We start from the raw sequence: 23,421 nt of genomic DNA on the forward strand, positions 1-23,421 counted from the left end.
CATGGCCCGGCTCCATGCAGGCAGGGGCGGGCGCCTCATAAAACCCGAAAGGCTCCTCCCCCTGCGGGAACGTTACATCCTCCAGCACCTGCTTCTGGGACTGGCCGCCCTGACGGGCGGAGCCACTGCCCTGATATGGCTGACCCAGTCGCTGCATTTCATCGGCATGATCGTCCAGCACGGTCTCTCCCTGCCAGCCTTCCTGCATCTGACCCTGCTGATGCTCCCCTCCTTCATCACCGTCATTCTGCCGGTGACCTGCTTCCTCGTCATTCTCTGGGTCTATCAGCGGCTGGACAGTGACCGGGAACTGACCATCCTCCAGGCTACCGGTCTGTCCCCTCTACGACTGGCCTGCCCCGGCCTGCTCTGCGCCGGTTTTGCCACTCTGACAGCTTATGGATTGAGCCTGTGGGGGGCACCTCTCGCCTATCATCACTTCCACCGGTATGAGCTGGAAATCCGCAACCGGGCGGCCGCCTTCCTGCTGGAAGAAGGGGTCTTCACCCCCATCTCGAAAGCCATGACCGTTTATGTCCGTGAACGCCGCAGCGATGACAGTTTTGGTGGTATCATGATTGAGGACAACCGGGTTCCGGCCAATCCCGTGACCATCCTTGCCGAGGATGGGCTGGCAGAGCCGCACGGCAATACGCTGCGCCTGATCCTGCATAACGGCTCCCGCCAGACACTCAACCGCCGGACCGGGGAACTGAGTACCCTGCTCTTCCAGCTTGAAACGCTGGATTTCGGCTCCCCACATGACCAGGCCCTCAGCCCGGACGTGGCGGAACTGACCATGTCCCAGCTTTTCCACCCACAGGGCGATCTGTCCCCCCATGCACGCAACAAGCTGCTCATCGAAGGCTGGACACGCCTGACCGGCCCGCTGGCCTGCCTGTCCTACGGCATGATCGGACTGCTCTGCGTGCTGCGGGGGCGTTTCAGCCGCCATGGCAACATCATCCGGCCAACAGTGGCCATCCTGAGCGTCGTGGGGCTGATGATCCTGTCCCTGATGCTCAAGAATCTGGCGGAAAAAGACCCATCACTCGTGCCCCTGCTATGGACGGAGGTTCTGCTGCCCATTACCCTCGGGGGAGGGCTTCTGCTGTGGGATGCCACCCGCCGTTACAGGCTGTCCGCCGCCCCTGTTCCCTCCCCGGCCTCCCGCTAGCCCGACACGACAGAGAGCGCTGCGCCCCCATGGTCCATTCCGGTTTCTCTTTCACTCTTGCCCGTTATGTCGGCCGCCGGTTCGTCATGACAACGTGCCTGACCCTATTGGCCCTGACCGGACTGATCTCCCTGTTTGACTTCATCGACCTCCTCCGTCGGGCTGCCGCCCATCCAGAGGCTGGCCTTATGCGCGTGCTGGAAATCACCGCCCTGCATGTGCCGTATTATGTGATCTATATCCTGCCCTTTGCCATATTGCTGGGGGGTGTGATCTGCTTCTCCCGTCTGGCCCGGTCTTCCGAACTTGTCGTAACCCGGGCGGCGGGAATATCCGCCTGGCAGGTTCTCACCAGCCCTGCGCTCTGTGCCGCACTGATGGGACTTGCCGTCAGTGCCGGGCTGTCGCCCCTTTCCTCCTTCAGCTACGGGCTGGCGGCCCAGCTGGACAAGACATGGCTGCGGGGCCAGCACGACCATGACGGAACCCGTTTTTCCGATCTATGGATACGGGACCCCGGCAATCCGGCTGCCCATGGTGATGTCATTTTTCATATCGGCACACTTCAGCAGCAGGGCCAGACCCTGCGCGGGCAGGCCATCACCATCTTCCGGCTGGGTCATGACATGACACTCCAGCAGCGGATGGAAGTCTCCGAAGGTCTGCTTGCGGATGGCTTGTGGAGACTCCATGGCGTTCTTGTCCTTTCGGATAGCCATCCCCCACAATGGAAAAATGACAGCCTGTTCCCCTCCGGAATCACTGCGGAAACCTTAAAACAGCGCACCCTTCCGGCTGATGCCCTGTCCCTCTGGGCATTGCCCGGGGTGATTAAACTGTTGCGTCATTCCGGTTTTTCCACGATACCTTATCGTCTCCACTTTCAAGGGCTACTGGCCCTTCCTATGCTGGCCGTCACCATGACGCTTGTTTCCGCCGGTTTTTCCATGCGCCCAGCCGGGCGGGGCGGGATCATGCGCATGCTGGGCGTTGGTGTCACCGCTGGCTTTGCCCTTTTTGCTGTCTCCAAAATAGCCGAGCAGCTGGGAAAGTCTGGAGCTCTACCCCCGTTCCCTGCTGCATGGGGTCCGGCGGGTGCCGGTTTGTGTCTTGCCGCAGCCCTGCTGCTGCACTTGGAGGATGGCTGATGCCACTGTCTGATGACTTTCCATTCCGCGCTGGAAAGCCCCGGTCACTGCTTAGCCAGGCCCTTGCAGGGACAGCCCTGGGGGCCCTGCTTCAGGTCATTCCTGCCTCTGCCCAGCCCGCCCCGCAGACCACTCCCGACAGCACGGCAGCCATGGCGGGCACAGCTCCCCGGGCAAAAGCCCCGAAAAATGCCCGCACTCTGCCCTCCAGCCCGACGACGGACAGTTCAGCAGATGGGCGTGTTTCCAGCTCAGACCCGGTGACGTATCTGGCCGACCATGAAAGCTACGATAAAACCGGGCTGCTCATTCTGGAGGGGAATGTCCGCCTCTGGCAGGGCGAGCAGACCCTCCGGGCTGATACGGTCACCTACGACCGGGCAGCAGGCATCATCAGGGCCATCCATCATGTAGCCCTGACACAGCCTGACGGGACCATCGCCTACGCTGACCATGTCGAGCTGGCCCACGGCATGAAAGATGCTGTCAGCTCCTCCATGTATGTCCGCATGCCAGATGAGGCCAAACTCTCCAGCAGCGGCATGCGCCGGAGCAACAGCCGCGTGACGGATTTCGCCAACCCCGTCTATACGGCCTGTCCCGTCTGTGCGGCTCACCCCGAGCGCTCACCCGTCTGGGACATCAAGGCCCATGGCATGACGCAGGACAAGGACAACCAGAACATAGAGTTCGACCGGGCCTGGCTGCATGTCCTTGGTGTGCCGGTCTTCTATTTTCCTTATCTGCCTGTCACGGATCCCAGCTCACAACGCCACAGTGGCCTGCTGAATTTCAATGTCAAACCCCATGACCATTATCTGGGTACGGTCTTCAGCCTGCCCTATTACTGGGTCATTGACGGACATCAGGACGCCACCTTCACACCGCTGGTCTCCACCAAATCCGGCCCGCAGCTTTCCACCATCTACCGCAACCGCCTGAACAACGGTTATATCCGTTTTGAAGGCGGGGTGGCTGATGACACCCTGCGGGGACGGCCCTTCTACAACGCCTTTGGCGAGCTCAGCAACGGCGGGAAAGAACACGGCGCACAGGCCTATATCGCCAGCCGTGGCGAGTTCAATCTCTCTCCGCACTGGCGGGTTGGCTTCAATGCCAATCGTGCCACCTCAGCCAACTACATGCGCGACTACAGCCTGCCAGGCTATGGCAACGACACGCTCAATTCCAACGCCTATCTGGAAGGCTTCGGGGTCGGCTCCTATCTCCGGCTGGATACGCAGGTCTATCAGGGGCTGAACCAGGGGCTCATCAACAACAGGGACCTGCCCTATTCCCTGCCCCGCTTCACCTATGAGTTCCAGGGAGAGCCGGACCGGCTCGGCGGGCGGCTGAGCATCCACACGACCGATTTCGTGGTCCTGCGCGAGCGTGGTGCCAACGACCAGCGTGGCGAGCTTGCCCTCCAGTGGGACCGCCCATGGACCAACCGTTGGGGACAGCAATGGGTGCTGACCGCTCGTGTTGACTCCATGCTCTACCACGCCACCCGCATGCATGAGCAGCCGCTCTATGAAAATGCAGGCTCCCATGTCCGGGGGCAGGCCCAGCCGACGGTGGCTGTCAAGGTCAGCTGGCCCTTTCTCCGCTCCTTTGCCAAAGGGCATGGCACGCAGGTTCTTGAGCCCATCGTGCAGCTGATCGCCGCCCCCAATACCGGTAATGCCCTGCACAGACAGCTCCCCAATGAAGACAGCTTCGCCTATGAATTCAACGATACGACGCTGTTCGCGCTGAACCGGTACATGGGCACCGACCGGCTTGATGGTGGCCTGCGGGCCAATGTCGGCCTGCATCAGAACTGGAGCTGGAATGGCCGCTCCATCGACATGCTGATCGGGGAGAGCTTCATCGAGCACCCCACCCGTGGTGGTCCGGCCTATCTTGCCTATTCTGGTGTCCAGCACACCTTCTCCGACCCTGTCGGACGGATCCAGATGACACCGTCGCGCTTTTTCGACCTGACAGCCCGCGGGCGCTTCAATCCCTACAGCCGGAGCTTCGATTACGGGGAAGGGCTCGTTTCTGCCGGGCTGCCTTTCCTGCGTGTGTCGGCCGGGTATGTCTATGAGCCGATAACATCATATTACTATTACTACACCCCGCATTTCAGACATCTGAACCCCACAATCCTGAACAATCCCTATCTCAGCAAGACAAGCGAGATCAGCGGGGGCGTCACGGGCCGGTGGAAACATGTCCATTTCGCCTACTACACACGGCGCAGTATTTCCCGTAAGGAATTTGTGGCGAATGGTGGGGTAATCGGCTACTCTAACGACTGTCTCACAACAAATTTCTATGTCTCCCGTCAGAACACCCGCATTGGGGGACGGCGCCCCAGACTGTCTGTCGGCTTCAGCATTTCACTCAGATCTCTCGGTACGTTCGGAAAATGATCTTGACCACGTCCTTCTGCTCCCGTCTCTCCCGCTCCACCCTTCTGCCCCTGACAGCCTGCGCCGCCCTGATGGTCGGCGGTGGCGCCGTGGCCGCCCGCCATGGGCAGGCCCCAGCCCAGAAGCAGGCAGCTGCGACCCCATCAGACCAGGCAGGTTCTCCCTCTGCCCTGACAGAAGACCAGATCATTGCGATCGTGAACGGGCAGATCCTCACACAGCGTGATGTGGAAGACCGGGCCCGGCTGTTTGCCGTTTCCACCGGGCTGCCCCTCACCCCCGAAATCATGGCACGGATGCGCAGCCAGCTCATCAACCAGCTGATTGATGAACGGCTGAAAATGCAGGAAATCCTTGGCCGGCACATCAATGTCGAGCCTGAGCAGATTGCCGAGGCCATCCACACCATTGAGGCCCGCAATGGCATGCCGGAAAATGCCTTGCGGAACCGCCTGAAAGCGGATGGCATCTCCCTGACGACCCTGATCGACCAGCTGCGTGTCCAGATCGGCTGGATGCAGGTTCTCCGGGAAGACCTCGGCGTTCGCAGCCGTGTGACCCCCCTCCAGATCACCCAGCGTGAGCAGGCCCTTCAGAATGAAGCAGGCCGCCCGCAATATTTCATCAGTGAAATCTTCATCCCTGTCATTGATCCCCGTCATGATGAGACGGAACTCTCCTTTGTGAAGACCATCATCACACAGCTGCGCAACGGAGCTCCCTTTCCCATCGTGGCAGCCCAGTTCTCGCAGGACCAGTCCGCCCTTCAGGGGGGCTCCCGCGGATGGATGCAGGAAGACAACATCGAGCCGGAAGTGCTTTCCGTCATCAGAAAAATGCCGGAAAATGCCATCTCCAACCCCATCAAGGTTCCCGGCGGTTATGCCATTGTCACTGTTCATGCCCGCCGGACCATCGGCAAGCAGATGGGGACACTCCTCAGCATGAGACAGGCTTTCTTCCCCTTCAGCTCTGCCCTGAATCCAGCTGAACCGACAGACCAGCAGAAGCTCTCCCTCCAGAAAGCTCTTCATGCGTCCCAGACCATCAAAAGCTGCAATGAGATGGAGAGCCTGAACACCTCCCTGGGCAATACCCGCCCCAGCAATCCTGGCCTTCAGGTCATGGAGCGTCTTGCGCCGCAGATGCGGCAGGTCGTGGAGAAAATCCCCACGGGGCATGTCTCCCGCCCACTTGTGGCACCGGATGGCATTGCGCTCATCATGGTCTGCTCCCGCGAAGAACGCAATCTGGCACAGCAGACACCCGGCCAGATTGCCGACCAGCTGATGAATGAACGTGTTGAGCAGGCCTCCCAGCAGCTCCAGCGTTCCCTACGCCGCCACGCCATCATCAAGCTCCGTCCGGCCGCCAAAACCGTATTGTCCCACGGATGACACCCGAGACTGCCCTGCCCCCCCTTCCTTCCCTGCGGGAGAGCATCCGGGCGCATGGGCTGGACGCCCTCAAGACACTCGGCCAGCACTTCCTGCTGGACCCTACGCTCTGCATGCGCATTGCCGCTCTGGGCGGCAATCTGACCGACAGTCACGTCGTGGAGATCGGTCCCGGGCCGGGGGGGCTGACCCGGGCCCTGCTGCAATCCAATGCCAGAAGCGTTCATGCTGTTGAAATTGACCGACGGGCCTGGCCTCTCCTTGAAGAGCTTCAGACCCATTATCCAGACCAGCTGCACATCGTCCGCCAGGATGCGCTGAAGCTGGATGCGGCCCAGCTCGCCCCCGCCCCCCGACAGATCATCGCCAATCTGCCCTATAATGTCGCCACCCCTCTTCTTGTAGGCTGGCTACGACAGGCCGGCCAATGGTCCCGCATGGCTCTGATGTTCCAGAAAGAGGTGGCTGAACGGGTCTGCGCCGCCCCCGGCACCTCCGCTTACGGGCGGCTGGCCGTTCTTTCACAATGGTGCGCTGACTGCTCCATCGCCTTGACCCTGCCACCGGGGGCCTTCTCACCACCACCCAAGGTCCACTCAGCTGTGGCGCTCATCATCCCTCATGCTGAGCAGCCTTCTCCGGCCTTGTTCAAGGCCATGGAACAGGTCACGGCAGCCGCCTTCGGGCAGCGCCGCAAGATGCTGCGGGCTGCGCTAAAACCCATCAAGGGGGCCATACTGCTGGAAGAAACCGGCATCGACCCGACCAGACGGGCAGAGACGCTCTCCATTGCCGAATTTGACAGCCTCGCCCGCTGTCATCTCCAACAAAAGCAGAACGATACATAAACAGAAAGCCCCCCATCATTTATCTGGGGGGCTTTCTTCTTCACGGACCTATCGACAGGCTCAACCTCCCGTCTTCGCTCTGTCTTTTTCCCGCTGGGCATTTTCAGCCTCAAACATGTAATCACGAGTCAGCGGTACCGCTTCAATGCCCCGGGTGATCTGAAGCTGGAAGTTCATATGCCCCTGAATACGGAAGGCCAGCTCACTGGCCAGCAGATAAAGCTCGAACATCCGCACGAAACGGTCATCATACAGGGCCCGTATCTTTTCCCTGTTCCCATCAAAACGCTTCCGCCAGTGTGCCAGTGTCTTGGCGTAATGCAGGCGCCAGACCTCGCAATCCGTCAACCACAGACCTGTCTGCTCCAGTGCAGCCAGTGTCTCGCTCAGGGCCGGAGAATAACCGCCGGGGAAAATATATTTCGAAATCCACGGATTGGTCATGCCCGGCCCATCCATCCGCCCGATGGAATGAATGACCGCCACGCCATCCGGTTTCAGAAGCCGCTTGATGTGGTTGAAGAAGGTCTCATACTGCCGCACCCCGACATGCTCGAACATGCCGACAGACACGATACGGTCGAACTGCTTTTTCAGCGTCCGGTAATCCAGCAGCTCAAATGACACAAGATGATCCAGCTTCTCATCCTGTGCCCTCTTACGGGCCACCTGAAGCTGTTCAACGGACAGGGTAATACCCGTCACCTTTGCACCGTAATCCCGGGCAAGCGTCAGGGCCATGCCACCCCAGCCACAGCCAATATCCAGAACCTCCAGCCCCGGCTGATTCAGGTTCAGCTTGGCAGCAATGTGCCGCTTCTTGGCACGCTGAGCATCATCAAGCGACATGCCATCGTGCTCGAAATAGGCGCAGGAATACTGTCTGTCCTTATCGAGAAACAGCTCATACAGGCTGCCATTGAGGTCATAATGATGAGCGACATTGCTGCGGGAACGCTTGAGCGAGTTCAGAGGGCGCAGCACACGGCTGACATAACGCAGCCTGCCGCTGATATCCTCACTCAACAGCCCTCCACGCTCCACATTGGGTATGATGACCCACAGGACGTCCTCCAGCGAACAGCCATCAGGCACGACCGTGCCGTTCATATATTCTTCACCAAAGGCAAGCGCCGGTTTGAGAGCCAGTGCCCTCTCCGCTGCGGCTGTAAGGATCCGGACAGCAGCCCTGCGCCCCGGCCTTTCTCCCTGATACTGTCGCACCGTGCCGTCGCTATAGGTCACGGACAGGCTACCAAAATAAATGAAGCGCTTCAGCAGAGCATCAAGAACCGATTTCATGCGTTATTCCATCCTGATTCGGAACGAAACAGGTCTGTTGCTACCAACCCCCTGCTTCAACTGCTTTTTCAGACTTTGGCATAGTCCAGCAATATGGCAAGCCCCCCAGCGTACTGGAAAAACGTCATCAGCTGAAAGGCGTCACTTTCTTCCCGCCCCCAAAAAGAAAAAACCCGGCAGACGCCTTGCCTGCCGGGTTCTTCTGGACGATGTCCGAAAGGAATGATCGAAGATCAGCCCTCGTGACCAGCGCCTTCAGCAACTTCGCCTTCAGCTGCCAGAGCAGCGGACTCAGCCGCAGCCTCTTCAGCAGCCTGCTCGGCATGAAGCTCACCGAGGATGTTGTCCTCTTCCTCTTCATGACCGACGGCCTCACCACGAGCCTGACGCTCGGCCTCTTCCTCAGAACGGGCCACATTGACCGTGATCTGGATGGAGACTTCCGGGTGCAGGATGATGCGGGCTTCTACAAGGCCAAGAACCTTGATCGGCTCATCCAGCACAACCTGCTGGCGGGCCACTGTCAGGCCAGCAGCCGTAGCGGCAGCAGCGATGTCACGCGGTGTCACGGAGCCATAGAGGCTGCCGCTGTCACCAGCCTGACGGATCAGCGTCACGCTCAGGCCATGCATACGCTCGGAAAGACGCTCAGCCTCTTCACGCTTGCGGATGTTCTGGGCTTCCAGCTGGGCGCGCTCGTTATCAAAACGGGCACGGTTTGCAGCCGTGGCACGCAGGGCCTTGCCCTTGGGCAGGAGGAAGTTGCGGGCATAACCCGGCTTCACACGGACGACGTCGCCCATCTGGCCGAGATTTTCCACACGCTGAAGCAGAATCAGTGATGTCTGGGACATGTCGTGCTCCTCAGTTTACAACGTAAGGGAGCAGGGCGAGGAAGCGGGCGCGCTTGATCGCCTGCGCCAGTTCACGCTGCTTTTTGGCCGACACTGCCGTGATGCGGCTGGGAACGATCTTGCCACGCTCGGACAGGAAACGGCTCAGAAGACGCACGTCCTTGTAGTCGATCTTCGGAGCGTTCGCACCGGAGAACGGGCAGGATTTCCGACGGCGGTAGAAGGGACGACGTGCCCCAACAGCCAGACGGCGGGAGGCAGGGTTGACTGCCGGTGTCGTGTTTGTGTCTGACATGGTTTCTTACTCCGCTGCAGCCGCGTTGTGATCGCGCGTCTCTGAGGAATCGTTATGACGACGGCCGCCACGACCGCTCTCATAACGCCCACCGCTGCGAGCCCCACCACGGGACCCACGGTCACCACGATCATCCTTGCGGGACAGGATCGGGGACGGTGTCTCATCGATCTCATCAACACGGAGTGTCAGCAGACGCAGGACATCGTCATGCAGGCCCATCTGACGGCTCATCTCGTTCATGGCCTCGACCGGGGCTTCAATCCCCAGCAGGACATAATGGCCCTTGCGGTTCTTCTTGATGCGGTAAGCAAGGGTACGCAGACCCCAGAACTCACGCTTGCGGATGGTCCCGCCGTGCTCGCCAAGAATACCGGAGATGTTCTCGACCAGGGTTTCAACCTGAGCCTGAGAGACATCGTTACGTGCAATCAGCACGGTCTCATAAAGTGGCATGAAAACTCCCTTCGGATAAGGTCAACCCGGACCAGCCCAGTGCTGGCCTGACCGCACTCCCCCAATGAAGGAGTGCCGGGTATAGCCGTTGCGCCGCCATAGCGCACGGCAGGGAAAGCGGCCTTTAAGCACGAAAACGGCCCAAAGGCAAGGAAAACCGGCAGGGCCCGAGGCCCTTACCGGCAAACCGGATCAATCATCAAGGAAGGAGCGCAGCTTGCGGCTGCGGCTCGGATGCTTGAGCTTGCGGAGCGCCTTGGCCTCAATCTGGCGGATACGCTCACGGGTCACATTGAACTGCTGGCCCACTTCCTCCAGCGTGTGATCGGTGTTCATGCCGATACCAAAGCGCATGCGCAGCACACGCTCCTCACGAGGCGTCAGAGAGGCCAGAACACGGGTCGTTGCCTCACGCAGGTTCGTCTGTATGGCGGCATCCAGCGGAATGACGGCGGTCTTGTCCTCAATGAAGTCACCAAGGTGGCTGTCTTCCTCATCACCGATCGGTGTCTCAAGGGAAATCGGTTCCTTGGCGATCTTGAGGACCTTGCGGACTTTCTCCAGCGGCATACCCAGCTTTTCAGCAAGTTCTTCCGGGGCGGGCTCACGGCCAATTTCATGCAGCATCTGCCGGGATGTCCGCACCAGCTTGTTGATCGTCTCGATCATGTGCACGGGGATACGGATTGTCTTGGCCTGATCGGCAATGGAGCGGGTAATCGCCTGACGGATCCACCATGTCGCATAGGTGGAGAACTTGTAGCCACGGCGATATTCAAACTTGTCTACCGCCTTCATCAGGCCGATGTTCCCTTCCTGGATCAGGTCAAGGAACTGAAGGCCACGATTGGTGTATTTCTTGGCAATGGAGATCACCAGCCGCAGATTGGCCTCAATCATCTCCTTCTTTGCCCGGGTGGAATCACGTTCCCCACGGGAAATGGTCTGATAGACCAGACGGAACTCATCCACCGGCAGGCCAGTTTCCTTGGCCAGGGCAGCCACTTCGTCCCTCATTTTCTCAAGGGCGGGGAGGTGCTTGCTTGTCAGGGTTTTCCAGCCTTTGCCGGGAAGCTGGCAGATGCCTTCGATCCAGTCCGGCGCCAGCTCCTGATGACGATACCGGTCCATGAAATCTTCACGGGGAATCTTGCATGTTTCTGCCAGACGCAGCATCCGCCCCTCAACGGCATTCAGCTTCTGCACATGAGCCTTCAGGGACTGGACCAGCTCCTCAATACGATTGTTGTGCAGGCGCATCCGCTCCACAAGAGCGACAAGCTCCGTCCGCAGCTTGTTATATTTCTTCTCGTCCGTATCGGACGGGGACCGCCCTTCCAGCAGGACCTTGAGACGCTGGCTCTGCATCTTTATCAGCTTCTGATAAAGCGGCTCGAAGGCTTCAAACAGCAGCATGATGTCCGGGCGGAGTTTTTCCTCCAGCGCAGAGAGTGACAGGCCACTCCCCTCGCTGCCACTGCCATCCCCATCACTGTCCTCAGACTCGTCATCCGGTTCGTTCTCTTCCTCGGATGTCAGGTCTTCCATATCCTCTGGCGATTCAGGGTCGCTCTGGCTGGCCTCAAGATCGATCACCTCACGCAGGAGCAGCGTCTCGTTCTTGAGCTGCTCATACCAGCCCAGGATGGACTGGAAGGTCAGCGGGCTGCGGCACAGCCCTCCGATCATCTCTCCACGCCCGGCCTCAATACGCTTGGCAATGGCAATCTCACCCTCACGGGAAAGGAGCTCCACCGCTCCCATCTCACGGAGATACATGCGGACAGGGTCATCCGTCCGGCTGGCCGCAACAGCATCGACATTACCACCATTCGCCTCGTCATCCGAGGCGTCGTCATTGCCAGAACGGTCTTCGCTACTGCCCTCTTCTTCCTCCTTGTCCACGCTTTCGACCACCTGTATCCCCATTTCGGAGAGGGCAGCCATGACGTCCTCGATCTGCTCGGAAGACATCTTGTCCTGCGGGAGGATGGCATTCAGTTCATCAAACGTGATGTGACCGGCAGACCGCCCCTTGGCAATCAGCTTCTTGACGGCTGAGGACTGCACATCAAGCGGAGAACTGTCCTGCTCTGGTGCATTCCTGTCTGATCCAGAGGCTGATTTTGTGGCCATGCGTCTCTCCGTCAACTTTACTCGAAAGCCAGTAATGGGGCAGCTTGGAATTGGTTAATCCAGCCCTCCAAGTCAAGGACCGGGGCACCAGAAAGTTGCGATTGCGTGCTTTATCCCGGGCATCGGGCTCAACGTCCATCCGCTACTTCAGCCGTCTTCCGGCTCCAGCTGCGGGCTTTCTCCCCGGCGGAGGGCAAACAGCACGTTCTGCTTGGCCTGCATCGCCGCCAGTAATGTCCGCTTCGTTGCCTCATCCGATTCGGAGGAAGAATTCAGAAGCTGCTCCACTGTCCGGCGCACCTCTTCTTCCACTGTTTCCTGAAGTGTCCTGAGATTTTCCAGCGCATAGAAATGCCACCAGAGCTTCATGACCGCCTGCATGCGGTCCTCACCATCCTCCACCCGCACCTGCCGGGGCATGGAACTGCTGCACAGTGCTGCCACCGCATCTGCCAGCCCCTGCCCGGCCATCCACTCCCGGCAGCTTTCCGCCGTCAGGGCACCGGTACATTCATCAGCCCAGCTCAACAGGGCCGTACGGATGTCGGCGAGAGAGCCCGACAGGGCCAGCGCATTATACTCCCGGTCAATACCCGGCAATATGTCCGGATGCTGGAGCAGGATGGCCGTGAGAATGTTCAGCCGTTCACCACTGCCCTCCTCTACGGTGCGCTCCGCTGAGACCGGAATGACAGAGGCGGTCATGCTGTCCTGCTGCCCACGCCTCCCCCATCCCGGCTTCTGACGGCGATAGCGGGCGAAGAACATATCGTTCAACGTGCTGCGATATTCACCAGCCAGCACCTTGTCCGGAATCATCCGGGCCAGGGCATTGAGTTTCTCCCGCAAGGCCGCCCGCCGCTCGGGCGTCGGGTCACGCTCCTGCGCTGTCAGCAGGCCGAACAGCTCTTCTTCCATCGGGCGGGCAGCCGCAAGACGGCGCTCCATGCCCTGTACGCCCTCCCGCCGGAGAAGGGAATCAGGGTCATCTCCACCATCCAGACGACAGAACCGCAGGCTGCGCCCGACCTTCAGCAATGGCAGGGCAACCTCGCAGGACCGCAGGGCCGCACGCTGCCCGGCGCCATCACCATCAAAACAGATGATGGGCGTGTCCGTCATCCGCCAGAGCAGTTCCAGCTGCTCATCGCCCAGAGCCGTACCCAATGGCGCCACAGCCCCGGCAAAACCTGCCTGAGCCATGGCAATGACATCCATGTACCCTTCCACCACCACGGCCTTTGCGCCCTTGTGGATGGCCTGCCGTGCCAGATCGATATTGAAGAGTGTCCGTCTTTTGGAAAAGATTTCTGTCTCTGGCCCATTCAGATATTTGGGCTGGCCATCCCCCAGAACACGCCCGCCGAAAGAGATGATCCGCCCCTTCCTGTCCCGGATCGGAAACATGACCCGGTTGAAGAACAGCTCGCCCTTGGCGTGCCCATTTTCATCGGTCCGCATCAGCCCGACCTGAACCAGCGTCGCCGCTGTAATGTTTTTCCCTTCCAGCGCCTTCAGCAGGGAGCGCCCGTCACCAGACCAGCCGAGCCCGAAACGCTCCAGCGTCTCTTCACTCAGGCCACGCTTCTGCAGGTAATCCAGCCCGGCACGACCTTCCGGCTGGTAGAGCCTGCTGCGATAGATGGCCTGGACCTCATCCATGACATCATGCAGGGTCTGCCGGACACGGGCCTTCTCGACCTGCCGCGGGTCATCAGCCGGAACCTCCATCCCGGCTTCCGACGCCAACCGCTCGACAGCCTCACGGAACCCGGCCCCCTCACTCTGCATGATGTAGCTGATCGCATCACCATGTGCGCCACAGCCAAAGCAGTGATAGTGATCATCATAGATGTAAAGCGAAGGCGTCTTTTCCCCATGAAAGGGGCAGCAGACCTTCCAGTTCCGGCCGGACCGGACCAGCTTGTTCCGCCGGCCGAACAGGGATGTAAGGGATGTCCGCTGGCGCAGTTCATCAAGAAACGCAGTGTCTATGGCCATGCATACACTGTGACACTCTCCCCCCCAAAAAGGAAGACGCTCCCGATTCCCCCTTGACGAAAGAATCCCAAACTTCAACACACGACAGGTCACACCCTCCATTCCAGAGCAGAGAGCGGGCCTTTTCATGACACGTTCCACCTTCACCGGCATTGCCTGCGGCGCCGCAGCAGGAGCATTGTGGGGACTGTCCCTCCTCGCTCCGGAGCTGATCGGCCCCTTCGCACCATTGCAGCTCGCGTCTGTCCGGTTCGTCACCTATGGGGTCATCGCCCTGCTGCTGCTCGCCCCGAAGCTGAAGACACTCCTTCCCCATCTGGGTGCTGCCGAATGGTGGGGCCTGCTGGGGCTCAGCCTGATGGGCAACATCATCTATTACAGCCTGCTCAGCACGGCCGTGCAGCTCTGTGGCGTAGCCATGCCCTCGCTGATCGTCGGTTTCATCCCTGTCACGGTGACCCTCGTGGGAGCACTGCGGCATGATTCCACCCTGCATGTCCGCCAGCTTGTCCCTTCCATGCTGCTCAGTGCAGGCGGCATTGTCTGCATCGCCTGGCAGAATTTTCACAATGCCTCTCCCCAGCATCAGGGAGGCCTCTGGGTCCAGCTGGCCGGGCTGCTCATGGCGGCCTGTGCCCTGCTCAGCTGGACAGGCTTTGTCGTCAAGAACGCCAACTGGCTGCGGCGGCTTGACCACATCACCCACAATGACTGGAACCTGCTGACAGGCCTCGTCACCGGGGCTCTCGCCCTGCTCATGCTGCCTCTGGCCTTCCTGCTGCCGCAGCATCTGCCCGCCACGGGCTGGGCGCATTTCCTCATGGTTGCCTGCGGGATGGGCCTGCTGGCCTCGGTCGTGGCCAATGCGTTCTGGAACGGCATGACACGCCTGCTGCCCCTGACGATGGTCGGGCAGATGATCCTGTTCGAGACGCTCTTCTCCCTGTTCTACGGCTTCCTCTGGGAGCAGCGTTTTCCCCGGCCTCTGGAGGCCTGCGCCATCGTTCTGGCCATCAGTGGGGTCATCTCCTGCGTCCGTGCCCACGGTCCGGCGAAGCACGGCTGAACATTCTTCCCTCTTGACGCAGGCACCATTACCTACAACACAGGCCCATATCGCATAATTAACAATTCAAGAATGAGCCTGCATGACACGTTCCATCCTCATGGGCACCGCTTATGGTGCCATGGCGGGAGCATTCTGGGGGATAACATTTCTCGCCCCGGAGCTTGTCGCCCCGTTCACGCCTTTTCAGCTGGCAACGCTGCGCTATCTGACCTTCGGGATTGTCTCCCTTCTCATCCTTCTCCCACGCCTGAAAACGCTGCTGCCACACCTTACCTTCAAGGCATTCCGGGCGCTCGTACTTCTCGCCATACTGGGCAGCGTGGGCTATTACAGCATGATGGGCGTGGCCATCCAGCTGAGCGGCGTAGCCATGCCATCCCTCATCATCGGCTTCATCCCCGTCACGGTGACACTGGCTGGCATCTGTCGCCATAATGCCGTTGTCACATTCCGCCAGCTCATCCCATCCATCCTGCTCAGCACGGCGGGCATCCTCTGCATCTCCTGGCAGAATTTCTTTGTCGGCTCCGCCCTGCATCATACCGGCCCGCTGCTACAGGCCGTCGGCCTGCTGATGGCCATCGGGTCCCTGCTGGGCTGGACACTGTTCAATGTCATCAACTCTGACTGGCTGAAAAAGCTGGATCACATCACGAGCGATGAATGGAACCTGCTGACAGGCGTCATGGCCGGTATCCTGTCGCTGGTCATTCTCCTGCCAGCCGCCTTCTTCTGGCCGGCGCACCTGCCCACGACCGGCTGGACACGCTTCATCCTCATTTCCTGCGGTGTGGGGCTGTTCTCCTCCACCATCGCCAATGCGTTCTGGAACCGCATGACCCATCTTCTGCCCCTGACGATGGTCGGGCAGATGATCCTGTTCGAAACGCTCTTCTCGCTGATCTACGGCTTCCTCTGGGAGCAGCGCCTGCCCACCATATGGGAAGCTGCTGCCTTCCTGCTCTCCGTCAGCGGCGTTCTGGCCTGTGTCCGGGCCCACAAGAACAACGAAGCCTCCCACTCCTACCACTGACACGAAAACCCCGCCTGTTTCATCAGGCGGGGTTTTCACACTCCGGTCCGCAAAGCGGAAAAACCGTCAGCCAAGATGGGCCTTGACGAGACCGCTGGCCCGTCCGGCATCCAGTGCCGCACCGAAGCGACCTTTCAGCACACCCATCACCTTGCCCATGTCCTTCATGCCCTCGGCACCTGTTTCCTTCACGGCCTCGGCAATGGCTTCTTTCAGGGCATCTTCGGACAGTTCCGCCGGGAGATAGTTGCGGATGGTCTCGATTTCCGCCTCTTCCTTGGCGGCCAGTTCGGGCCGGTTGCCCTGATGGTACATGGCCGCAGACTCCGTTCGTGTCTTGATCATGGAACGCAGGGCCAGAAGGATATCATCCTCACTCACCTCCCCACTCTTGGCCCGGGCAGCGACATCAAGGTCCTTGATCTTTGCGGAAATGGCACGGATCTGCGCCACACGGTCAGACTGACCGGCCTTCATGGCTGCCTTGAGATCATCCATGATACGGGTACGGAGTGACATGATGGTTCTCTCTCTTAATGATGAGTTTATAAGTTCCATAAAGGAGCGTAAGAGGTACCAGCCCTGCACTATCCTGTCGATATTGCAGGAGTCCACAGGGAGCAGTCACAGATGCGGGAAAAAACTTCCCACCATTGCTTGTATTCCGGCACCCTCCCTCCATATGGGAAAAAACTTCCCATCACGCTCTGGCTGCCCTATGAAGGGACAGGCCCATCCGGGTTCAGAACAGACAGGGCACGAGGCAGAGCAGCAGACAGATGAACGTCGATTCACTCATCAAGAAAGCAGGCGGTGCGGCTGAAATCGCCCAGCTTACCGGTGTCAGCACCGAGGCCGTGCGCAAGTGGCGGCAGGCTGGTATGATACCCACAAAACACTGGCCTGCCCTGCTTCATGTGCCGGGGATCACCCTGGCCGACCTGAACGAGACGTCAGAGGAGACATCCGCCATGACCCACCCTACCGATGACATGCCCCCCAGAGGCGCAACGGCCGTCCTCGTGCTGGCGGATGGCTCCCATTTCTGGGGCCGTGGTTTCGGGGCTTTCAATGACGGTGCCGCAGGCGAGCTCTGCTTCTCCACCGGCATGACGGGCTATCAGGAAACACTGACAGACCCTTCCTTCGCCGGACAGATCATCACCTTCACCTTCCCCCATATCGGCAATGTCGGCACCAACGGGGATGATGACGAGGCCCCCACCATGGCGGCCCTCGGCCTCGTGGTGAAAGAAGATGTCACCGCCCCGGCCAGCTGGCGGTCCATCCAGCCACTGCAGGACTGGCTGAAAGCCCACGGGCGGGCCGGCATCAGCGGTGTGGACACACGGGGCATCACCCGCCTGCTGCGGGACAAGGGGCCGCAGAACGCCCTGCTTTTCTACCCGAAAGATGGCCGCTTCGACCTCGCCGCCCTGCGCCAGAAGGCTGCAGAATGGCCCGGTCTGGAAGGGATGGACCTCGTGAAGGAGGTTGCCCAGCCCGCCCGCAGCTGGACGAAAACCACATGGCACAACACCCGCCCCGAGCGGGCCGTGAAACGCCGTGTCGTGGCTCTGGATTACGGAGCAAAAGACAACATCCTCCGCAGCCTCGTTGCCGCTGGCTGTGAGGTGCATGTCCTCCCCGGCACCGCCACGGGTGAGGAGATCCTCGCCCTGAAGCCGGAAGGCGTCTTCCTCTCCAACGGTCCGGCCGACCCCGCCGCCACGGCCGTCTATGCTGTCCCGGCCATCCAGGCCGTCATGGAGGCGGACATTCCGGTCTTCGGCATCTGCCTCGGCCACCAGCTTCTGGCCCGGGCACTGGGCGGCACAACCTACAAGCTGGACCGTGGCCACCGTGGGGCCAACCAGCCGGTGAAGGACCTCACGACGGGCCGGGTGGAAATCACCAGCCAGAATCACGGCTTCGCCGTGGATGAGAAGTCCCTGCCCGATACCGTCAGGGTGACGCATGTCAGCCTGTTTGACGGCTCGAACGAAGGACTGGCTTCCACCGTGAAGGAAGCCTTCTCCGTCCAGTACCATCCGGAAGCCAGCCCCGGCCCGACCGACAGTTTCTACCTCTTCGAGCGGTTTGTCGCCGTGATGGACCGCCGCGCCGCAGCCCGCACAACCAGCAAGGCAGGAGCCTGACCCATGCCCAAACGCACAGATATCCGCTCCATCCTCATCATCGGTGCTGGCCCCATCGTCATCGGGCAGGCCTGCGAGTTCGACTATTCCGGCGCACAGGCCTGCAAGGCCCTGAAGGAGGAAGGCTACCGTGTCATCCTCCTGAACTCCAACCCGGCCACCATCATGACCGACCCCGGTCTGGCTGATGCCACCTACATCGAGCCCATCACGCCGGAATTTGTCGAGCGCATCATCCTCAAGGAGAAGCCCGACGCCGTCCTGCCGACCATGGGTGGCCAGACGGCCCTGAATGCCGCCATGGCGCTGGACAAGTCCGGCTTCCTCACCAGGCACGGCGTGGAGCTGATCGGCGCACGGGCTGACGTGATCGACCGTGCCGAGGACCGCCTGAAGTTCCGTGAGGCCATGGATGCCATCGGCGTGGAAAGCCCCCGCAGTGCCATCGCCCACACGCTGGACGAGGCCCGCACGGCCCTGGAGCATATCGGCCTGCCCGCCATCATCCGTCCGTCCTTCACCATGGGCGGCTCCGGCGGTGGTATCGCCTATAACCGGGAGGAATTCTCCCAGATCGTGGCCAGCGGGCTGGATGCCTCCCCCACCACCGAGGTGCTGATCGAAGAATCCGTCATCGGCTGGAAAGAGTACGAGATGGAAGTGGTCCGTGACGTGGCGGACAACTGCATCATCGTCTGCTCCATCGAGAACATCGACCCGATGGGCGTCCATACCGGGGATTCCATCACCGTGGCCCCGGCCATGACGCTGACGGACAAGGAATACCAGCGGATGCGTGATGTCTCCATCGCCTGCCTGCGGGCCATCGGCGTGGAGACGGGTGGTTCCAACGTGCAGTTCGGCGTGAATCCGAAGGATGGCCGCATGGTCGTCATCGAGATGAACCCCCGCGTGTCCCGCTCCTCCGCCCTGGCCTCCAAGGCTACCGGCTTCCCGATCGCCAAGATCGCCGCCAAGCTGGCCGTGGGCTACACTCTGGATGAGCTGACGAACGACATCACCGGCACCATTCCGGCCAGCTTCGAGCCGACGATCGACTACGTCGTCACGAAGATTCCCCGCTTCACCTTCGAGAAATTCCCCAGCACGCCGGCCCTGCTCTCCACCTCCATGAAATCCGTCGGTGAGGCGATGGCCGTGGGCCGCAGCTTCGCCGAATCCCTCCAGAAAGGCCTGCGCTCCATGGAGACGGGCCTGACAGGTCTGGACCCTGTGGAAGCCCCCGGCGATGGCTCCCCGGATGCCTACCGTGCCGCCCTCTCCGAGCCACGGCCGGAACGCATCCTCATGGCCGCCCAGGCCTTCCGGGCCGGTCTCTCACTGGAGGACATTCAGGAAGCCTGCCATTTCGAGCCGTGGTTCCTCCGCCAGCTGGAAGGCATCATTGCGACGGAACGTGAGATCGAAGCGAACGGCCTGCCGGATGACGCCATCAGCCTGCGCCAGATCAAGGCCCAGGGCTTCTCCGACCAGCAGCTTGCCCGCCTGAGCGGCAAAAGCGTGAAGGACGTCGTCGCCCTGCGCACAAAGCTGGACGTGCTGCCCGTCTATCGCCGGATCGACACCTGTGCAGCCGAGTTCTCTTCTGACACGCCGTATCTGTATTCCACCTATGAAGGGGGCTTCGGCATCCCGGACTGTGAGAGCCGCCCGACGGACAAACAGAAAATCGTCATCCTCGGCGGTGGCCCCAACCGGATCGGTCAGGGCATCGAGTTCGACTACTGCTGCGTCCATGCCGCCTACGCCCTGCGTGAGGCCGGTTTCGAGACGATCATGGTCAACTGCAACCCGGAAACCGTCTCCACGGACTATGACACGTCCGACCGTCTCTATTTCGAGCCGCTGACAGCCGAGGACGTCATCAGCCTCGTGAAGAAGGAGATGACGAACGGCACCGTTCTGGGCTGCATCGTGCAGTATGGTGGGCAGACCCCGCTGAAGCTCTCCCGTGCGCTGGAGGAAGCGGGCATCACCCTGCTGGGCACCCCGGCCGATGCCATCGACCGTGCCGAGGACCGGGAACGCTTCCAGGCCATGCTGCGCAAGCTGGGCCTGCGCCAGCCCCGCAACGGCATTGCCCGCACCCCCGACGAGGCCCTGAAGATCGCCGAGGAAGTCGGCTATCCGGTCGTGGCCCGTCCCTCCTACGTGCTGGGTGGCCGTGCAATGGAGATCGTCTATGACAGGGCCGGTCTTTCCCATTACCTCAACACCGTCCTGCGTGCCGCCGGTGAGGATGTCTCCACCGGGCCGGTCCTGCTGGATCACTACCTGAATGAGGCCATCGAGGCCGACGTGGACTGCATTGCCGATGGTCATGATGTCTATGTCGCCGGGGTGATGGAGCATATCGAGGAAGCCGGAATCCACTCTGGCGACTCTGCCTGCTCCCTGCCGCCCTACACGCTCTCCCCGGCTCTGGTGACGGAGCTGAAGGCCCAGACCGAAGCCATGGCCCGTGAGCTGGGCATCCGTGGACTGATGAACGTGCAGTTCGCCATCAAGGATGACGAGGTGTTCGTTCTGGAGGTCAATCCCCGTGCCTCCCGCACGGTGCCTTTCGTGGCCAAGGCCACAGGTGTGCCGGTCGCCAAGATCGGGGCCCGGATCATGGCCGGAGCCAGACTGTCCGAGTTCCCGCTGGAAGGCCGGTCCGTCGCCCCACATGTGGCCGTCAAGGAAGCGGTCTTCCCCTTCAACCGCTTCTCCGGCGTTGATACGATCCTCGGGCCGGAAATGCGCTCCACTGGTGAGGTAATGGGGCTGGATGCCAACTTCGAGATGGCCTTTGCCAAATCCCAGCTGGCCGCAGGCGTGAAACTCCCCCGGACAGGCACCGTCTTCCTCTCCGTCCGGGAGAGCGACAAGGCCCATGTGCAGCCACTGGCCCGCAAGCTGGTGGAGATGGGCTTCACCATTCTTGCCACCCGTGGCACGGCGGACCGGCTCAAGGAAGCCGGTATTCCGGTCACCCGTGTCAACAAGGTGCTGGAAGGTCGCCCACACTGTGTGGATGCCATCCACTCCAACGAGGTGCAAATGGTCATCAACACCGCCCAGGGTGGCCAGTCCGCCCGGGACAGCTTTGACATCCGCCGCTCCGCCCTGACGATGAACGTGCCCCATTACACGACCATCGCCGGTGCCCGGGCAGCAACCTATGCCATCTCTGTCCTGAAACAGAAGGAGCCGGATGTGGCGCCGCTGCAATCCTATTTCCACGGCGCCTTCTAAGAGAAGGCTTGCAGCACGCATGGCGTGCTGGTTATCCTGTCCGCCACAGCGTATGCCGCCCCGCCCTTTTCCGCTCCATGTGGAAGGGGGCGGGGCGGTGTGCCATTCATCTCTTTGTACCAGTGCGAGGATTCCCTCCATGCAGAAAAGCCCCATGACCGCCCAAGGACTGAAACGCCTTGAGGATGAGCTTCGCCAGCTCAAATCAGAGGAACGCCCCGCCGTCATCCGGGCCATTGCAGAAGCCCGCTCCCACGGGGACCTCTCCGAGAATGCGGAATACCACGCCGCCCGGGAGCGTCAGTCCTTCATCGAGGGGCGGGTGCTGGAGCTGGAGAGCCTGATCTCCACGGCCGAGGTGATCGACCCCACGACCCTCTCCGGCAGCCGCATCCAGTTCGGTGCCACGGTCGAGCTGGTGGATGAGGAAACCGACAAGGAAAGCACCTACCAGATCGTCGGCGCTCACGAAGCTGACATCAAGCAGCACCGCATTTCCATCTCCTCCCCCCTTGCCAAAGCCCTCATCGGGAAGGAAGCTGGGGACAGCGTTTCCGTCCCGGCACCGGGCGGGGACCGTACCTATGAAGTTCTGAAAGTGATCTACAAATAATGCCGGACTCTGCTTCCAAGACCAGCCTGACCTTCAACGACGTCAAAGACGCCCAGAAGCGCATTGCCGCCACCATTGCCCGTACGCCCACGATCAGCAATGTGGCCCTTTCCCGGCTGACGGAAGCAGAGATTATCATCAAGCTGGAAAATCTTCAGGCCATTGGCTCCTTCAAGGAGCGTGGAGCGGCCAACCGCATGGCCCTGCTCACGCCCGAGGAACGCAAACGGGGTGTCATCACCGTCTCGGCAGGCAACCATGCCCAGGGCGTAGGGCGGCAGGCCAGCCTTCTGGGCGTGGAAGCCACCATCGTCATGCCCCGTTTCACCCCCGCCACCAAGGTGGCCGCCACCCAGAGCTGGGGAGCCAGAGTCGTTCTGGCGGGCGAGAATTTCGACGAGGCCGTGAAAACGGCCGAAAAAATCCGTCAGGAAGAAGGCCAGACCCTCATCCACCCCTTTAATGATCCTGCCGTCATCGCCGGACAGGGCACCTGCGCTCTGGAAATGATTGAGGATGCGCCCGATCTGGACGCCATCGTGGTGCCGATCGGTGGAGGTGGCCTCATGGCCGGTTTCGTCACGGTACTGAAAGAACTCAGCCCGAAGACGAAGCTCTATGGCGTGCAGGTGGAGGGCTATTCCCCACTGGGTGCCTACCCTGAACCGCTCCGTTCCGTTCCCGGCGGGTCAACCATTGCCGAGGGCATCGCCGTCGTCCAGCCGGGCCATCACTGCCTGGATGTCATTGGCAGGAACCTTGATGGCGTGTTCGTCGTCAACGAACTCCAGGTCGAAAGTGCCATCACGACGCTGGCCGAAAAGGCCCGTCAGGTGGGCGAAGGGGCCGGAGCCACGCCACTGGCCGCCATTCTGGCCAATCATGACCTCTTCAGGGGCAAGAAGGTGGGCTTTCCCATCTCCGGCGGCAACATCAATGCCCGCATCCTTGCCCATGTCATCCTCCGCTCCCTGCTGCGGGAAGGACGCATCCTGCGGCTGATCTTCCAGATTCCCGACCGCCCCGGCCTGCTGGCCGCCATCTCCGAGAAGATTGGCAGCTATGGTGGCAACATCATCGAGGTCTCCCATCACCGCCTCTTCGCCGCACCTTCCGTGCAGACGGCAGAGCTGGTGGTGATGATCGAAGCCCGTGACACGGAACATGCCCTGGAAATCGAGCGGGAACTCTCCCGCCATTACCACGTCGAACGGGACTGACCCCTGGAACGTCCTCTGAAGCAGAAGGGAGTGGT

18 protein-coding genes are annotated in these 23,421 nt (G+C 60.8%); 11 read left to right on the forward strand and 7 right to left on the reverse strand.

From position 1 onward, the window contains the following. Nucleotide 1: 1 nt before the first annotated feature. Genes CPA54_RS05070 through rsmA form a run of 5 tightly spaced genes read left to right on the forward strand, consistent with a single transcriptional unit; the run spans nt 2 to nt 6,990 of the window. A complete protein-coding gene (locus CPA54_RS05070) occupies nt 2-1,177 on the forward strand; it encodes an LptF/LptG family permease (RefSeq protein ID WP_249085760.1) in 1,176 nt (391 codons plus the stop codon). Between the two features lie 29 nt (nt 1,178-1,206). Beyond that, complete coding sequence (lptG, locus tag CPA54_RS05075; protein WP_249085762.1) at nt 1,207-2,325, forward strand: LPS export ABC transporter permease LptG; 1,119 nt, start codon at nt 1,207-1,209, stop codon at nt 2,323-2,325. After that, the gene (locus tag CPA54_RS05080; RefSeq protein WP_103765207.1) at nt 2,325-4,745 is read left to right on the forward strand and encodes an LPS-assembly protein LptD; all 2,421 of its coding nucleotides are present in this window, start codon (nt 2,325-2,327) and stop codon (nt 4,743-4,745) included. Before lptG ends, CPA54_RS05080 begins: the two co-directional genes overlap by 1 nt. Beyond that, nucleotides 4,742-6,142: a peptidylprolyl isomerase gene (locus tag CPA54_RS05085; RefSeq protein ID WP_408610220.1), complete on the forward strand. Its 1,401-nt coding sequence runs from the start codon at nt 4,742-4,744 to the stop codon at nt 6,140-6,142. The genes CPA54_RS05080 and CPA54_RS05085 overlap by 4 nt, the downstream gene beginning before the upstream one ends. Continuing rightward, nucleotides 6,139-6,990, forward strand: a complete 852-nt coding sequence (gene rsmA / locus CPA54_RS05090) for a 16S rRNA (adenine(1518)-N(6)/adenine(1519)-N(6))-dimethyltransferase RsmA (RefSeq protein ID WP_052348870.1) — start codon at nt 6,139-6,141, stop codon at nt 6,988-6,990. The genes CPA54_RS05085 and rsmA overlap by 4 nt, the downstream gene beginning before the upstream one ends. A gap of 60 nt (nt 6,991-7,050) precedes the next feature. On the opposite strand, the gene CPA54_RS05095 is transcribed toward rsmA, so the two are convergent. From CPA54_RS05095 to dnaG, 6 genes are all read right to left on the reverse strand, one after another. Beyond that, complete coding sequence (locus CPA54_RS05095) at nt 7,051-8,292, reverse strand: cyclopropane-fatty-acyl-phospholipid synthase family protein (protein WP_043557898.1); 1,242 nt, start codon at nt 8,290-8,292, stop codon at nt 7,051-7,053. 233 nt (nt 8,293-8,525) lie between these two features. Continuing rightward, the gene (gene rplI, locus CPA54_RS05100) at nt 8,526-9,146 is read right to left on the reverse strand and encodes a 50S ribosomal protein L9 (RefSeq protein ID WP_043557897.1); all 621 of its coding nucleotides are present in this window, start codon (nt 9,144-9,146) and stop codon (nt 8,526-8,528) included. Between the two features lie 10 nt (nt 9,147-9,156). Then, a complete protein-coding gene (rpsR, locus tag CPA54_RS05105; RefSeq protein ID WP_043557896.1) occupies nt 9,157-9,441 on the reverse strand; it encodes a 30S ribosomal protein S18 in 285 nt (94 codons plus the stop codon). A gap of 6 nt (nt 9,442-9,447) precedes the next feature. Then, complete coding sequence (gene rpsF, locus CPA54_RS05110; RefSeq protein ID WP_043557894.1) at nt 9,448-9,897, reverse strand: 30S ribosomal protein S6; 450 nt, start codon at nt 9,895-9,897, stop codon at nt 9,448-9,450. A 192-nt stretch (nt 9,898-10,089) separates the two neighbouring features. Beyond that, a complete protein-coding gene (rpoD, locus tag CPA54_RS05115; protein ID WP_043557893.1) occupies nt 10,090-12,033 on the reverse strand; it encodes an RNA polymerase sigma factor RpoD in 1,944 nt (647 codons plus the stop codon). Nucleotides 12,034-12,180: 147 nt separating this feature from the next. Further along, the gene (gene dnaG / locus CPA54_RS05120) at nt 12,181-14,034 is read right to left on the reverse strand and encodes a DNA primase (RefSeq protein ID WP_249085764.1); all 1,854 of its coding nucleotides are present in this window, start codon (nt 14,032-14,034) and stop codon (nt 12,181-12,183) included. A 127-nt stretch (nt 14,035-14,161) separates the two neighbouring features. Here dnaG and CPA54_RS05125 point away from each other — a divergent pair, with 127 nt between their 5' ends. Together CPA54_RS05125 and CPA54_RS05130 are read left to right on the forward strand one after the other, a co-directional pair. Next, complete coding sequence (locus CPA54_RS05125; RefSeq protein WP_249085765.1) at nt 14,162-15,100, forward strand: DMT family transporter; 939 nt, start codon at nt 14,162-14,164, stop codon at nt 15,098-15,100. An 82-nt stretch (nt 15,101-15,182) separates the two neighbouring features. Continuing rightward, nucleotides 15,183-16,136 (forward strand): DMT family transporter, encoded by a 954-nt coding sequence (locus CPA54_RS05130; RefSeq protein WP_081562871.1) that lies wholly within the window; start codon nt 15,183-15,185, stop codon nt 16,134-16,136. A gap of 66 nt (nt 16,137-16,202) precedes the next feature. On the opposite strand, the gene CPA54_RS05135 is transcribed toward CPA54_RS05130, so the two are convergent. Further along, a complete protein-coding gene (locus CPA54_RS05135; protein ID WP_043557888.1) occupies nt 16,203-16,655 on the reverse strand; it encodes a GatB/YqeY domain-containing protein in 453 nt (150 codons plus the stop codon). A gap of 260 nt (nt 16,656-16,915) precedes the next feature. Between CPA54_RS05135 and carA the strand changes: the two genes are divergently transcribed. The 4 genes from carA to CPA54_RS05155 all read left to right on the forward strand — a co-directional run bounded on the left by carA (nt 16,916) and on the right by CPA54_RS05155 (nt 23,386). Continuing rightward, nucleotides 16,916-18,295 (forward strand): glutamine-hydrolyzing carbamoyl-phosphate synthase small subunit, encoded by a 1,380-nt coding sequence (gene carA / locus CPA54_RS05140; protein WP_043557887.1) that lies wholly within the window; start codon nt 16,916-16,918, stop codon nt 18,293-18,295. A 3-nt stretch (nt 18,296-18,298) separates the two neighbouring features. Next, a complete protein-coding gene (gene carB, locus CPA54_RS05145; protein WP_081562870.1) occupies nt 18,299-21,553 on the forward strand; it encodes a carbamoyl-phosphate synthase large subunit in 3,255 nt (1,084 codons plus the stop codon). 139 nt (nt 21,554-21,692) lie between these two features. Beyond that, a complete protein-coding gene (greA, locus tag CPA54_RS05150) occupies nt 21,693-22,166 on the forward strand; it encodes a transcription elongation factor GreA (protein WP_043557883.1) in 474 nt (157 codons plus the stop codon). Further along, complete coding sequence (locus tag CPA54_RS05155) at nt 22,166-23,386, forward strand: threonine ammonia-lyase (protein WP_043557881.1); 1,221 nt, start codon at nt 22,166-22,168, stop codon at nt 23,384-23,386. The genes greA and CPA54_RS05155 overlap by 1 nt, the downstream gene beginning before the upstream one ends. Nucleotides 23,387-23,421 lie beyond the last annotated feature (35 nt).

It is taken from the genome of Parasaccharibacter sp. TMW2.1890 (assembly GCF_023337645.1).
Lineage (GTDB): Bacteria > Pseudomonadota > Alphaproteobacteria > Acetobacterales > Acetobacteraceae > Bombella > Bombella apis.

Coding starts and splice junctions, on each gene's coding strand:
- CPA54_RS05080 (WP_103765207.1), top strand. CDS start 2,325: ATGCCACTGTCTGATGACTTTCCATTCCGCGCTGGAAAGCCCCGGTCA.
- greA (WP_043557883.1), top strand. CDS start 21,693: ATGCAGAAAAGCCCCATGACCGCCCAAGGACTGAAACGCCTTGAGGAT.
- CPA54_RS05125 (WP_249085765.1), top strand. CDS start 14,162: ATGACACGTTCCACCTTCACCGGCATTGCCTGCGGCGCCGCAGCAGGA.
- rpoD (WP_043557893.1), bottom strand. CDS start 12,033: ATGGCCACAAAATCAGCCTCTGGATCAGACAGGAATGCACCAGAGCAG.
- CPA54_RS05130 (WP_081562871.1), top strand. CDS start 15,183: ATGACACGTTCCATCCTCATGGGCACCGCTTATGGTGCCATGGCGGGA.
- CPA54_RS05155 (WP_043557881.1), top strand. CDS start 22,166: ATGCCGGACTCTGCTTCCAAGACCAGCCTGACCTTCAACGACGTCAAA.
- rplI (WP_043557897.1), bottom strand. CDS start 9,146: ATGTCCCAGACATCACTGATTCTGCTTCAGCGTGTGGAAAATCTCGGC.
- rpsF (WP_043557894.1), bottom strand. CDS start 9,897: ATGCCACTTTATGAGACCGTGCTGATTGCACGTAACGATGTCTCTCAG.
- CPA54_RS05085 (WP_408610220.1), top strand. CDS start 4,742: ATGATCTTGACCACGTCCTTCTGCTCCCGTCTCTCCCGCTCCACCCTT.
- carB (WP_081562870.1), top strand. CDS start 18,299: ATGCCCAAACGCACAGATATCCGCTCCATCCTCATCATCGGTGCTGGC.
- rsmA (WP_052348870.1), top strand. CDS start 6,139: ATGACACCCGAGACTGCCCTGCCCCCCCTTCCTTCCCTGCGGGAGAGC.
- lptG (WP_249085762.1), top strand. CDS start 1,207: ATGGTCCATTCCGGTTTCTCTTTCACTCTTGCCCGTTATGTCGGCCGC.
- rpsR (WP_043557896.1), bottom strand. CDS start 9,441: ATGTCAGACACAAACACGACACCGGCAGTCAACCCTGCCTCCCGCCGT.
- carA (WP_043557887.1), top strand. CDS start 16,916: ATGAACGTCGATTCACTCATCAAGAAAGCAGGCGGTGCGGCTGAAATC.
- CPA54_RS05095 (WP_043557898.1), bottom strand. CDS start 8,292: ATGAAATCGGTTCTTGATGCTCTGCTGAAGCGCTTCATTTATTTTGGT.
- dnaG (WP_249085764.1), bottom strand. CDS start 14,034: ATGGCCATAGACACTGCGTTTCTTGATGAACTGCGCCAGCGGACATCC.
- CPA54_RS05070 (WP_249085760.1), top strand. CDS start 2: ATGGCCCGGCTCCATGCAGGCAGGGGCGGGCGCCTCATAAAACCCGAA.
- CPA54_RS05135 (WP_043557888.1), bottom strand. CDS start 16,655: ATGTCACTCCGTACCCGTATCATGGATGATCTCAAGGCAGCCATGAAG.